The following is a 12,431-nucleotide window of genomic DNA, read 5'->3' as shown; positions in this document are numbered from 1 at the left end:
GCCGGCCGGCGGTGTCTTGAACAAAACGGTCAGCCGGATCCTTCCCGCGTGCCGAGTTGGTTAAGAATGATCGCAGGGGTGAGAGTCGAGAGTTCTGCGACCTCGCGTGTCATGTGGGCCTGGTCGGCAAAGCCCGCTTCGAGCGCGATGCGGGCGAGTGGCATCGTGTCCACCCTGCGGCAGAGGTCGAGGAAACGCTGGAACCGGCGGATGCGTTCCAGTGTCTTTGCGCCATAGCCGAAATGATGGTGGCAGCGGCGGCGCAGTTGCCTTTCGCTCATGCCGAGCTGGTCGGGCAGGCCGGAGGTTGGGCGGCCGCTGTCGGCGGCGGCGAAGATCACGGCGGCGTCTTGGGCGGGCTCCTCCTCATCGCGCGCGGCCCCTTCAAGCAGACGGCCGAACAGCGTCGCGGCGGCCGCGGGGTCCGGGCAATCCCGCAGCCGCGCCTCGAATTCGCTGGTATCCTTCCGTCCGATATCGGCAAGCGGCACCGACAGGCCGACCAGCGCCGAGAGCGGCGTCTTCAGCCAGGATGCTGCGGCGCCCGGCGCAAAGCGCGCGCCGATGACGGTCGCGCCCGGCCTTATGATCGGGAAGGCCGCGATCCGGTCAGGACCGGCGACGACAAGCCGTCCGTCCATCCAGAGGAGATCACAATAGCCATCCGGCACGATCGCCACCGTGGCCGCCGCCCCGTCCCTAAGTGTATGCGACCAGAGGCAGCTGAAATGGCGCCGTAGCGCTGGCGGCGGCGCATATTCGCGGTAGCGGCCGGCGCGGGGCGCAAGCATCGCCATGTCTTTTCGTCTTTTCGAAACCAAACGATATCTCCCGAGGTCCGCATGATAACATGAGATAGGGCAGTACGGGCGATCGCGAATATTTTGCGGCTTCCGGATCGGGCTGCAGATGAAAAGTTGTCGGACAAGTCAGACGATCAAAGCTGCATTTCAATGGCTTTTGCGAACCGATTAGACCCTCGCGAGACTTGCCGTTTGAGCGAGACAGTGCCACAACACCGGTCCAAATGACACATCGGAGGTTTGTCGTGGAAAAGGCAGAAATCGGACTGATCGGCCTTGCGGTCATGGGCTCCAACCTGGCGCTCAACATCGCGGAGAAAGGCAATAAAATCGCGGTCTTCAACCGCACGCCTGAGAAAACCGACGAATTCTACGAAAGCGCCGGCGATCTGAAGAAGCAGATCATTCCCTGCAAGACCATCGAGGAGTTCGTCGATGCAATCCGGCCGCCGCGTCCGATCATTATCATGATCAAGGCCGGTGACGCTGTCGACCAGCAGATGGAGGCGTTGCGCCCGCATCTTGCCAAGGGCGACATCATGATCGATGCCGGCAACGCCAATTTCCGCGACACCGTCGCCCGCTTCGGCCGTCTCAAGGATACTGAACTGACATTCATCGGCATGGGGGTTTCCGGCGGCGAAGAGGGTGCGCGCCACGGCCCGTCGATCATGGTCGGCGGTACCGAAGAGTCCTGGAAGCGCGTCGAGAAGGTGCTGACGTCGATTGCCGCCCGCTACAATGACGAGCCCTGCGTCGCCTGGCTCGGCAATGACGGCGCCGGCCATTTCGTCAAGACCATCCATAACGGCATCGAATATGCCGACATGCAGATGATCGCCGAGATCTACGGCATCCTGCGAGACGGTCTCGGCAAGAGTGCCTCCGAAATCTCCGGCATCTTCGGCGAGTGGAACAAGGGCCGGCTGAACTCCTATCTGATCGAGATCTCCGAGAAGGTGCTTGCGGCGAGCGATCCCGTCTCCGGGGGGCCGATGGTCGACATGATCCTCGACAAGGCAGGCCAGAAGGGCACCGGCAAGTGGTCGGCGATCGAGGCGCAGAACATGGGCATTCCGGCAACGGCGATCGAGGCCGCGGTTGCCGCCCGCAGCCTCTCCTCAATGAAGTCTGAGCGCGAAGCCGCCGAAAAGATCTTCGGTAATCTCGGCAGCGTCTTCCCGACCGCCTACGGGCCCGAGCTCAACAAGGATCTGGAACTGGCACTGTTTGCCGGCAAGATCGGCGCCTATGCGCAGGGCTTCGCCGTGATGGCGGAAGCTTCCAAGGAGTTCAACTGGTCGCTGCCGATGCCTGTTATCGCGAAGATCTGGCGTGCCGGCTGCATCATCCGCTCGCAGTTCCTCGATGAGATCACCAGGGCTTTCACCGATGCGCCCGATGCGGCGAACCTCATCGTCACGCCGGCCTTCTCATCCATGGTCAAGGAATCGATCCCGGCGCTTCGCCGCGTCGTGACCGCCGCTCTCGCCGCCGGCCTGCCGGTGCCGGCGCTGACCTCGGCGCTCAGCTATTTCGACGCCTACCGCCAGGGCAGGGGGACGGCCAACCTCATCCAGGCCCAGCGCGACTTCTTCGGCGCTCACGGCTTCGACCGCCTCGATGGCAAGGACTTCCACCACGGCCCCTGGGGCAGCGGTGCTGCGACCTTCTGAGGTTTGCGGAGAAAGACATCGAGGAAGCCCGGCGTTGCGCCGGGCTTTCTTGTGAGATCGCTGCCTGACCCGACAACTGTGTTGTTTCTGCCTGTGCAAACTGGCTTGTTGATTTCCGACTTTCCCTTCATAGCATTTGCGGAAGACCGTTCCGGAGAACTAAAGGAATGCTCATCCGATACGAGACGCCGGCAGATATCGAAGCGATTCAGAATTTGACCTCGGCCGCCTTCAAGCCGATGCCCTATAGCGAGGGTACGGAAGCGGAGATCATCCGGAGGCTTCGCTTGAGCGGCGATCTGGCGATATCGCTGATTGCCGAGGAGGATGGCGAGATCCTGGGGCACGTCGCGTTCTCGCCGGTGACGGTCAACGGAGTACATGACGGCTGGTTCGGGCTGGGGCCGATAGCGGTCACGCCGGAGAGACAGCGGCAGGGCATCGGAAGGGCGCTTACGGCGAAGGGGCTCGAATTGCTGAAGGAGATGGGCGCGAGGGGGTGCGCGCTGATCGGCAATCCCGAGGTCTACAGCGGTGCGGGCTTCAGCAGCGACGGCCAATTAACATATCAGGATCTCGATACGCGGCTTGTGCAGCGGATTGTTTTTCACGGACCGGCGCCGAGCGGGGTGCTTCGGTTCGCTCCAGCGTTCGAAAAGTAGTGGAAGGGCGAGACATGTCAGAGGCGGGCGCTATTAGCCTCCGAACCAAGCGTCTGAAGCTTCGTATGCCTGACATCGACGACTTCGATGCCTACGCCCCGATAATGGGCCTCGCCACGGTCCGCCGGGATGGGCGGCCCCTTTGATCTGCGGGCGGCGTGGGGGATGTTCTGTCACGACGTCGCTCTCTGGCAGCTTTTCGGGCACGGCGCGATGATGATCGACCTCAGCGAAACCGGCCAATGCATCGGCCAGGTGGGGATCAACCATGGGCCGCTCTTTCCGGAAAAGGAGCTGGGCTGGTTCGCTTATGACGGGTTCGAGGACCGCGGCTATGCGACCGAGGAGGCTTCGGCGCTGCGGGAGGGCCTTCCAGACGCTCAAACTGTAGTCGCTCGTCAGTTATATCGCGCCTGACAATTCTGCATCCGTTGCCGTTGCCGAACGGCTGGGGGCGCGTCTTGATCCGGCAGCGCCTCGAACTGATCCTGCCGATCTCGTCTATCGTCACCTACTTCCTAAGACCGGGCGGTAAGCGATGAGGCATGTCTCAATCCTTACATCTTGATAGGTCAGGATCGGTGCTGCAAGAAATGGGAATAGCGGATGACGGCCGCAAAACAGGAACATTGGGACGAGGTTTACCGCACGAAAGCAGCTGACAAAGTCAGCTGGTATCAGCCGACGCCCGTGCCTTCGCTCAGGGCGCTTGACGAGCTGCATGTGCCGGTTACGGCCGCGCTGATCGATGTCGGCGGCGGCGCGTCGAGCCTTGTCGACCGTCTCCTCGAGCGCGGCTGGTCCGACCTCACGGTTCTCGATATCGCTGCGCCGGCGTTGGATGTCGCCAAGGCACGGCTGCATGGTGACGCCGCCCGGGTCGCCTGGCTCATGGCCGATGTCACCGAATGGCGACCAGGGCGGTGCTACGACATATGGCACGACCGCGCCGTCTTTCATTTCCTCACCGAGCCGGAGCAGCGGATCGCCTATCGCCGCGCCCTGGAAACCGGCACGGCGCCGGGCAGCGTCGTGATCATCGCCACCTTCGCACCTGACGGGCCGGAGCGGTGCAGCGGTCTGCCGGTTCAGCGTTACGATGCGGCGGCGCTCGCGTCGGAATTCTCTTCCGCATTCGTCCTGGAAAGCGAGTGGCGTGAGGAGCATAGGACGCCTGCCGGGGGCCGGCAGTCGTTTCAGTGGTGCGTCTTTCGTCGGCGTTAAGGCGACTAGAGCCTTTCCGGGCTAGATTGAAGCATTCTGCCGGAGCAGGTTTTCGTCAGGGTAAAGGCGATTGGCGACGGGCATACCCCCGAGGTACGTCCGAGCCGATCGCCTTTGATCCTGGCTAGAGATGCCCGACCCACCGGCCGCACCGCTTCGCCGTGGCGAAGCGATAAGTGCATCCGGCGATTCTGAAGTCTTGCAGATTTGCCAGGCTAATCTGCGGGAGGGTTGGCTGAAACGGGCCGCCTGATCGACCGGCCGGCTTGGCCGTAGAACTGGGCTACGATACGCGCCGGCCGGTCGACCATCCGACTCCGTTTGAGCCAACAGAATGCTTCAATCTAACCCGAAAAGCTCTCGCCCCAAGGCAATCGAGGATGAAATCGGCCCGTTCGGCAACCCCGATTTTTGGCAGTATGACGACCTCGTAACCGAGGGTCGGATAGGTCGCGGCGAGCCGATCATATTCTGCGACGGCCTCTTCGAAGCCATGGCGGCGCTCAGGGTCGGTCGTGTAGATCTCGGGCCGTGGCGGCGTCAGAAAAACGCTTCCGTTATATCGATGGGCGGCGGTCATTCGTTCCAGGACCGGTTCGCCGGTCATGTGCTGCAGGCCGAGGCGGCATCGATCAGCCCGCGGTCGAAAAACCTCCAGCCCGTCCATTCGCACGCTGCCGTGTAGTCGGCCATCGCCATCTCGATCGCGCGGCGGGCAAAGGCAATCGCGTCGATCCAGGGCAGGGCGGTTCCACTACTCTCGAGCTCCTGCTTGACGATCCGCCTGCCAGGCTTTTCGACGATCCTATGACCGCGACGGCCAAGCTCAGCAAGCAGCGTCGATTTTCCGCCGCCGGAACATCCGGAAATCAGAACCGACACTAGCCTTCCCTGTGGGCGCGCGCCATTCCATGGTCCACCAGCCGGTCGATGATCTCGGCATAGCTGACGCCGCTTGCCGCCATCGCCTTGGAATACATACTGATATCGGTGAAACCGGGAATGGTGTTGAGCTCGTTGATGACGAAGCGCATGTCCGATGTCAGGAAGAAATCGACGCGTGCCATGCCGTCGCAGCCGACGGCCCGGAAAGCCCTTGCGGCCACGTCGCGCATGGCGGCCTCGATCTCCGCCGGCAGGTCGGCCGGCACTTTCAAGGCGGCGCCGTTCTCATTGATATATTTGGCGTTGTAATTGTAGAAGCCATGGCTTTCGGCCGGCACAATCTCGCCCGGGCGGGAGACGAAGAGCTTGCCGTCGGTATCCTCGAGCACGCTGAATTCGATTTCGCGACCGGCGACGAATTCCTCGGCGAGCAGAGTGCGGTCGTGGCGGAAGGCCTGCTCGAGCGCTGCGGCGAATTCCTGGCTGGCATGGACCTTGGCGACGCCGACCGACGATCCCTGCCGTGCCGGCTTGATGAAGAGCGGCAGGCCGAGTTCGCCTTCGAGCGCGGAGAATGAAGGGGCCGCACCCTCGTGGATCGTCACGGCGCGCGCCACCGGCAGGCCTGCCGCCCGCAGCAGGCGCTTGGCGATATCCTTGTCAAGGGCCGTGGCCGAACCGAGGATGCCGCAGCCGGCGAGCGGCACGCGCGCCACTTCAGCTGCGCCCTGCACCGATCCGTCCTCACCATGCGGGCCGTGCAGCACGGGAAACAGGACATCGATTTTTGGCAATTCATGCGGCGCGCCATGAGAGGGGGTGGCCAGCATACGCCCGCGGCCGCCCGGCATGAGGCAGATTTCCGTGCCTGACGAGGGCGTGGCGAGCCTACCGTCCTTGAAACTGCTCAGCAGCCATTGTCCCTGGCGGGTGACGAAGACGGGAAAGGCATCGTATTTCTCAGGCTCCAGGGCGGCCATCACGTTGGTCGCCGAGAGGATGGAAACTTCGTGCTCGGCCGAACGCCCGCCGAAGAGCACGGCGATGCGCAGCCTGTTGGGAGAAGGGGTCATGAAAGCCTCCGAAGCGATGGGATGTCTGAGAGATCAGGCCTCGATCGATATGCCGCGCTTGGCAAAGAAACGATCGAAGACGGCAAGCGGCAGCGTGACATCGGCCTGGCTCGCCGCGTCATGGCCGGACGGATTGTGGAATCGGATCGTCTCCTGCGAGGCTGATGTCACCAGCACGAGATGACCGCCCTTTGCCGGCGGCTCCTGCTCCGGCCAGCGGATGGCCGAATGCACCGAGGCGATGAAGAAGCGGCGTTTCGACAAAAGTTCCGGGATGGCTGACGTCTCGACATTGGTCATCGTCTCGGCGCCGAGGCCGAAACGCTCGCTCACGAAGCGGACGAAGGGAGCGTAGATCAGTCCCTTGATCGAGGCGTCGATCTCGTTGACGACATAGCCGCCGTAAACCGTGCAGGCGCGGGCAAGCTCAAGAGTAGGATGGATCTCACCGCGCGCAGCAAGGATCATCTTCAGGCAGGCCATGCCGCAGATATTCACCGCCCAGCACGCATATTCCTCGATGGTCACGGCTCCCGAATGGCGCCAGAGCGGGTCGCTGAGCAGCGCTTGCGATCCCTCGGCAAGCACCGGCAGCGTCATGCCGGGTGTTTCCCATTGGCTGAAATAGGGCACGCTGCTTTCATGCATTCTGTCGATTTCCCCGTGGCTCGTATGCGGGATGGCTGGCAATCAAGGCTTTTTTCGCGCTTGTCGAAGCCGGCTGCTCGATTTTGGTGGTGCCGGGCCTGGCGCTTCGCGATTTCCGCGGCAGGGTGATCGTCAAACCGCTTGCCCCACCTGCTTATCGCGGCATCCACTCGATCACGCGACGCCGCGGCGAGGGCTGCAATCCGAAGATCAAGGCTGTGCAGGAGCAATTGGCGAGGAGCGGATCGAGGGATGCAGGCGAGGTTGATATAGGGTTTCCAGGTCGGCCTTGACGTCGATGAAAGCCGATCATTGCGATCTGGCGATGGTCCGTTTGCGCCAGTAGCGGACAGTGTGGTCTGGTGCATCGATACAGGGATGAAAATAACAGGTAGAAAGCCATGGGTGGCAAATGGATTTCAGAAGAAGTTTGGCGTGACGCACTCTGGGTCGCCCGTGAGCAGCTACGTCACATGAAAAGGGATGGTGGTGACCCACGCCAAATTGCTCGGAAGCACAGACAGATTGACCGTATCCGAACTGCTGGTCTTCCGGACTGGCAGGAACGGGTTGAATGGGCAGGGTTTAAATTTCCGTCTCATTCGGACTGAGCAGTCCGCCTCGGGCCGAGAGTAGCCACAGGCGGGTTTTACCACTAACGGCCGGTGAACTACACCGCAGCCGCCAGTCAACCGCGCCGCGGCTTTTCTCCGCTCTTATTCCGCCATCGCCCTATCTGGTGTTTTCCGGCCAGATCGGTTGGCTGATGCTCTGCAGCAGTTCGGGTTCGACGCCGTCGATGCGGGCGATGACGGCTTTGGCCATTTCGCGGCCGGCCTGACGCACGTCCTCCTGAGCGGTGATGATTTCGGGGCGGATCCAGTTGAGGATCGGCACCGACTGCTTGGAGACCATGTCGAGATCGCGCCCGAGCGCCTTGCCGGCGGCTTCTATGCCGGCATTGACAGCGATCGCGGCGCTGCCGGCCGAGCAGACGATGCCATCAGGCGCATTGGCCGAGCGCATCATCACCTCGACGATGTCGCGGATATCGGCAAGCGCTGCGTCGGTGTTGACGCGCAACGGCACCTCCTCGGCGCCGTAGTCGTGCAGGCCGGTCTGAAAGCCGATGCGGATATGGGCGTAATAGGTGAGCTTACTCGGCGGCTGCAGCAGGGCGATGCGGCGCCGGCCTCGTTTGACAAGGCGTTCCACCGCCTGATGGGCGAAGGCCTCGTTGTCGAAATCGTGGAAGGGGTGGATGAGACCTGCATCGGTGCGCCCATGCGTGGCAAAGGGCATGCCACGTTCGGACAAGAGCCGCACGCGCGGGTCGTCCGGTTCGATGCGCGAGATGATAACGCCGTCGGCCGAGCCGGTTTCAAGAATATAGCGCACCGGCAGCATCGGGTCCTTGCTGTGCGAATGCGGTGTCACGACGATATGATAAGGCGTGCCAGACAGCACTTCGGATATGCCGAAGACCATCTGGCTCGAGAAGCCCATGATCTCCTCGTCGATGCTGAGAACGAGGGCGATGACGTTGGTCTTGCCAGTGCGCAGGCGCACGCCCGCCCGGTTCGGCTGGTAGCCGAGCTGGCGGGCGACCATGCGCACCCGCTCCTTGGTTTCGGCACCGATATCCGGCGCGTCCTTCAGCGCACGCGATACCGTGGTCACGCCGAGGCCGGTCATGAAGGCGATCGTCTTCAATGTCGGGCGCTCGCGCGTCACCGCCGTCGATGTCGCCTGTCCGAAATTTCCCTTGTTTTCCATCCCTGTAGGCCGCCTTGCGCGAATTGGTCTCGCTTATAGAGGCTTTCTCAGGCGCCGTAAGCCCGCCGCCTGCCAAAATCGCGCCTCCCTGAGGAATTCAATCTGTAACGATACAGTAGAAATGTCGAGTGGTTTTTCTTGTGTGCGTCGCAACATTGTTCGCACAGGTTGAATCGGTGATTCCTATAGGATTTTTCTGCAGCTGCGAAAAAGGTAATGGGGATCTCGAGATTGAATTATAAAAATTAATGTTAAATTTCATCGCACTGGTTAGACACAGCGCCTGCGGAAAAGTCTGCTCGTCCGCCGATTCAACGGGTGTGAAGCCGCCTTCCGAAACAGTCAGAAGTAGCAATCAGGATCTTTAAAGAAAAATTTACGGGCGGGCAGTTGCGTGGGGAAATCGATTGATCTAAGTTTTTCCGGCAACGTTTCAGTGAGGGAGGAGAACTCATGAAAATCCGTATGATGGCGGCTATGCTCGCCGCTTCAGCAGCACTTCCGATCAGCGCCAGCGCCACCGACCTCGAAGTCACCCATTGGTGGACGTCCGGCGGCGAGTCCGCTGCTGTCGCCGAGCTGGCAAAGGCATTCGACGCTACCGGCAACCACTGGGTCGACGGCGCTATCGCCGGTTCCGGCGGAACTGCTCGCCCAATCATGATCAGCCGCATCACCGGCGGTGACCCGATGGGCGCCACCCAGTTCAATCATGGCCGCCAGGCGGAAGAGCTTGTCCAGGCGGGCCTGATGCGCGACCTGACCGATGTCGCGACCGCGGAGCACTGGAAGGACATTATTCGTCCGTCTAGCCTGCTCGATTCCTGCACGATCGACGGCAAGATCTACTGCGCTCCGGTCAACATCCACTCCTGGCAGTGGCTGTGGCTTTCGAACGCTGCCTTCAAGAAGGCCGGTGTCGAGGTTCCGAAGAACTGGGACGAATTCGTCGCTGCCGCTCCGGCTCTCGAAAAGGCCGGTATCATTCCGCTCGCTGTCGGCGGTCAGCCATGGCAGGCGACAGGCGCCTTCGACGTGCTGATGGTCGCGGTCGCCGGCAAGGACGTGTTCAACAAGGTCTTCAAGGACAAGGATGCAGAGGTCGCCGCCGGACCCGAGATCGCCAAGGTCTTCAAGGCTGCCGACGACGCCCGCCGCATGTCCAAGGGCAGCAATGTCCAGGATTGGAACCAGGCGACCAATCTCGTCATCACGGGCAAGGCCGGCGGCCAGATCATGGGTGACTGGGCGCAGGGCGAATTCGCACTCGCCGGTCAGAAGGCCGGCACCGACTATACCTGCCTTCCGGGCCTCGGCGTCAACGAGATCATCTCGACCGGCGGCGACGCCTTCTATTTCCCGCTGCTGAAGGATGAGGAAAAGTCCAAGGCACAGGCCGTGCTCGCCAAAACCCTGCTCGATCCCAAGACCCAGGTTGCCTTCAACCTGAAGAAGGGTTCGCTGCCGGTTCGTGGCGATGTCGATCTTGCCGCCGCCAACGATTGCATGAAGAAGGGTCTCGACATCCTGGCGAAGGGCAATGTGATCCAGGGCACCGACCAGCTGCTTTCGGCCGACAGCCAGAAGCAGAAGGAGGACCTCTTCTCCGAATTCTTCGCCAACCCGTCGATGACGCCGGAGGCCGCGCAGAAGCGTTTCGCCGAAATCATCGCCTCGGCTGACTGATCGGCAGATTCACTGCCCTTGCGATCCGGCTCCGCGGAGCCGGATCCTCCCGCAAGTTTCGATGGTCTTGCCGGCCCATCCGGCCGATCCAGCGGGCAGGGGTGAGAGACGGCCGTCACCGGCCGCAGCTGCGATTTGAGGAGAAGTGTTCATGACGGGTCAAGCGCAAGCAGGCCGGCCAAACAAGTTACTGCGCAATCTGAACGCCAAGATTGCGTCCATCCCAATGATCCTGACAGCGCTGGTGATCTTTGTCGGCGGCACGTTCTGGACGGTCTTTTATTCTTTCACCAATTCCAAGCTCCTCCCGCGGTTGAGCTTCGTCGGCTTTGACCAGTATCACCGTCTCTGGGCGGCACCCCGCTGGGTTACTGCGATCGAAAATCTGGCGCTCTACGGCGTCCTCTCGCTGATCTTCAGCCTGGTCATCGGATTTGTGCTCGCCGCACTCATGGATCAGAAGATCCGTTTCGAAAACACTTTTCGCACCATCTTTCTCTACCCCTTCGCGCTGTCCTTCATCGTGACCGGTCTCGTCTGGCAATGGGTTCTGAACCCAGATTTCGGCGTCCAGTCGGTGGTGCGTTCGCTCGGCTGGACAAGCTTCACCTTCAATCCGCTCTATACGCCCGAAATCGTCATCTACGGGATTCTGATCGCGGCGCTTTGGCAGGGAACGGGCCTCGTCATGTGCCTGATGCTTGCAGGTCTGCGGGGCATCGACGAGGATATCTGGAAAGCGGCCCGCGTCGACGGCATCCCGGTGTGGAAGACCTACCTGCTCGTCGTCATTCCGATGATGCGGCCCGTGTTCATCACGACGATCGTCATCATCGCCTCCGGCATCGTCAAGGTCTACGACCTCGTGGTGGCGCAGACTTCGGGCGGTCCCGGCATATCATCGGAAGTGCCGGCCAAATACGTCTACGATTACATGTTCCAGGCGCAGAATCTCGGTCAGGGCTTCGCCGCATCGACGATGATGCTGGTCACAGTCGCGATCATCATCGTTCCGTGGGCCTATCTGGAGTTCGGAGGAGGGCGCAAGCGTGGCTGATATCGAAACTCTCAACACCACGGCTGTCGGCCTCGACGCCGTCTCACGGAGGCTCGGCGACGGGCCGAGCGGTCCGAAGCCGCGCCCGACGCTGTCAGCGCGCAACATCATGCTCTACGGAACGTTGACGGTTGCAGCGCTCTATTATCTGCTGCCGCTCTATGTGATGGTCGTGACTTCACTGAAGGGCATGCCGGAGATCCGTCTCGGCAACATTTTCTCGCCGCCGGTGGAGATCACCTTCCAACCTTGGGTCAAGGCCTGGGCGGCGGCCTGCACTGGCCTCAACTGCGACGGCCTTTCGCGCGGTTTCTGGAACTCGGTGCGCATCACGGTGCCGTCTGTCATCATCTCGATCGCCATCGCTTCGGTGAACGGCTATGCGCTGGCAAACTGGCGATTCAAGGGTTCGGAGCTCTTCTTCTCGATCCTGATCATCGGAGCGTTCATTCCCTATCAGGTGATGATCTATCCGATCGTCATCATCCTGCGTGAAATCGGCATCTACGGCACGCTGACCGGCCTCGTCATAGTGCATTCGATCTTCGGGATGCCGATCCTGACGCTGCTCTTCCGCAACTACTTCGTGTCGCTGCCGGAGGAACTGTTCAAGGCGGCGCGCGTCGACGGGGCGGGCTTCTGGCAGATATTCCTGAAGATCATGCTGCCGATGTCGCTGCCGATCTTCGTTGTCGCCATGATCCTGCAGGTCACCGGCATCTGGAACGACTTCCTGTTCGGCGTGGTTTTCACCCGGCCGGATACCTATCCGATGACCGTGCAGCTCAACAACATCGTAAATTCCGTCCAGGGTGTGAAGGAATACAACGTCAACATGGCAGCGACGATCCTCACCGGTCTGGTGCCGCTGATCGTCTATTTCGTCTCCGGGCGGCTTTTCGTTCGCGGCATCGCCGCTGGCGCAGTGAAGGGGTGATCAC

The 12,431-nt window shown here is 61.4% G+C and carries 10 protein-coding genes and 2 pseudogenes; 7 read left to right on the top strand and 5 right to left on the bottom strand.

Annotated features, from left to right (window positions below; genetic code table 11):
* Positions 1-29: 29 nt before the first annotated feature.
* The gene (locus NXC14_RS12845; RefSeq protein ID WP_085778462.1) at positions 30-821 is read right to left on the bottom strand and encodes a helix-turn-helix domain-containing protein; all 792 of its coding nucleotides are present in this window, start codon (positions 819-821) and stop codon (positions 30-32) included.
* Positions 822-1,027: 206 nt separating this feature from the next.
* On the opposite strand from NXC14_RS12845, the gene gndA reads away from it, so the two are divergent.
* From gndA to NXC14_RS12825, 4 genes and pseudogenes are all read left to right on the top strand, one after another.
* Entirely contained in the window at positions 1,028-2,479 is a 1,452-nt protein-coding gene (gndA, locus tag NXC14_RS12840) for an NADP-dependent phosphogluconate dehydrogenase (RefSeq protein ID WP_198175446.1), read from the top strand.
* A gap of 167 nt (positions 2,480-2,646) precedes the next feature.
* Complete coding sequence (locus NXC14_RS12835) at positions 2,647-3,141, top strand: N-acetyltransferase (protein WP_085778460.1); 495 nt, start codon at positions 2,647-2,649, stop codon at positions 3,139-3,141.
* A gap of 14 nt (positions 3,142-3,155) precedes the next feature.
* Positions 3,156-3,676: pseudogene (locus NXC14_RS12830) on the top strand (GNAT family N-acetyltransferase).
* 71 nt (positions 3,677-3,747) lie between these two features.
* The gene (locus NXC14_RS12825) at positions 3,748-4,365 is read left to right on the top strand and encodes a class I SAM-dependent methyltransferase (RefSeq protein WP_085778459.1); all 618 of its coding nucleotides are present in this window, start codon (positions 3,748-3,750) and stop codon (positions 4,363-4,365) included.
* 367 nt (positions 4,366-4,732) lie between these two features.
* Here NXC14_RS12825 and NXC14_RS12820 read toward each other — a convergent pair.
* The 4 genes and pseudogenes from NXC14_RS12820 to NXC14_RS12805 form a co-directional block, all read right to left on the bottom strand.
* A pseudogene (locus NXC14_RS12820) lies at positions 4,733-5,247 on the bottom strand (AAA family ATPase); the annotation flags it as partial.
* Entirely contained in the window at positions 5,247-6,323 is a 1,077-nt protein-coding gene (locus NXC14_RS12815; protein WP_085778458.1) for a D-alanine--D-alanine ligase family protein, read from the bottom strand. The pseudogene NXC14_RS12820 and the gene NXC14_RS12815, both read right to left, overlap by 1 nt.
* Positions 6,324-6,356: 33 nt before the next feature.
* Entirely contained in the window at positions 6,357-6,971 is a 615-nt protein-coding gene (locus NXC14_RS12810; protein ID WP_085778457.1) for a C39 family peptidase, read from the bottom strand.
* 732 nt (positions 6,972-7,703) lie between these two features.
* Positions 7,704-8,747, bottom strand: coding sequence for a LacI family transcriptional regulator (locus tag NXC14_RS12805; RefSeq protein WP_085778456.1), 1,044 nt, complete (start codon positions 8,745-8,747; stop codon positions 7,704-7,706).
* A 453-nt stretch (positions 8,748-9,200) separates the two neighbouring features.
* Here NXC14_RS12805 and NXC14_RS12800 point away from each other — a divergent pair, with 453 nt between their 5' ends.
* The 3 genes from NXC14_RS12800 to NXC14_RS12790 all read left to right on the top strand — a co-directional run bounded on the left by NXC14_RS12800 (position 9,201) and on the right by NXC14_RS12790 (position 12,427).
* Positions 9,201-10,433, top strand: a complete 1,233-nt coding sequence (locus NXC14_RS12800) for an ABC transporter substrate-binding protein (protein WP_085778455.1) — start codon at positions 9,201-9,203, stop codon at positions 10,431-10,433.
* Positions 10,434-10,584: 151 nt separating this feature from the next.
* The gene (locus tag NXC14_RS12795; RefSeq protein ID WP_085778454.1) at positions 10,585-11,490 is read left to right on the top strand and encodes a sugar ABC transporter permease; all 906 of its coding nucleotides are present in this window, start codon (positions 10,585-10,587) and stop codon (positions 11,488-11,490) included.
* Positions 11,483-12,427, top strand: coding sequence for a carbohydrate ABC transporter permease (locus tag NXC14_RS12790; RefSeq protein WP_085778453.1), 945 nt, complete (start codon positions 11,483-11,485; stop codon positions 12,425-12,427). Before NXC14_RS12795 ends, NXC14_RS12790 begins: the two co-directional genes overlap by 8 nt.
* Positions 12,428-12,431 lie beyond the last annotated feature (4 nt).

Source organism: Rhizobium sp. NXC14 (assembly GCF_002117485.1).
In the GTDB taxonomy this organism is placed as follows: Bacteria; Pseudomonadota; Alphaproteobacteria; order Rhizobiales; family Rhizobiaceae; genus Rhizobium.
The sequence above is the reverse complement of the archived record's forward strand: the minus strand, read 5'-3'. Positions and strand labels throughout refer to the sequence as shown.

What these genes read in the sequence shown, in the direction of transcription:
- gndA (WP_198175446.1), top strand. Translation starts at nt 1,028, where the DNA reads ATGACACATCGGAGGTTTGTCGTGGAAAAGGCAGAAATCGGACTGATC.
- NXC14_RS12835 (WP_085778460.1), top strand. Translation starts at nt 2,647, where the DNA reads ATGCTCATCCGATACGAGACGCCGGCAGATATCGAAGCGATTCAGAAT.
- NXC14_RS12825 (WP_085778459.1), top strand. Translation starts at nt 3,748, where the DNA reads ATGACGGCCGCAAAACAGGAACATTGGGACGAGGTTTACCGCACGAAA.
- NXC14_RS12815 (WP_085778458.1), bottom strand. Translation starts at nt 6,323, where the DNA reads ATGACCCCTTCTCCCAACAGGCTGCGCATCGCCGTGCTCTTCGGCGGG.
- NXC14_RS12810 (WP_085778457.1), bottom strand. Translation starts at nt 6,971, where the DNA reads ATGCATGAAAGCAGCGTGCCCTATTTCAGCCAATGGGAAACACCCGGC.
- NXC14_RS12805 (WP_085778456.1), bottom strand. Translation starts at nt 8,747, where the DNA reads ATGGAAAACAAGGGAAATTTCGGACAGGCGACATCGACGGCGGTGACG.
- NXC14_RS12800 (WP_085778455.1), top strand. Translation starts at nt 9,201, where the DNA reads ATGAAAATCCGTATGATGGCGGCTATGCTCGCCGCTTCAGCAGCACTT.
- NXC14_RS12795 (WP_085778454.1), top strand. Translation starts at nt 10,585, where the DNA reads ATGACGGGTCAAGCGCAAGCAGGCCGGCCAAACAAGTTACTGCGCAAT.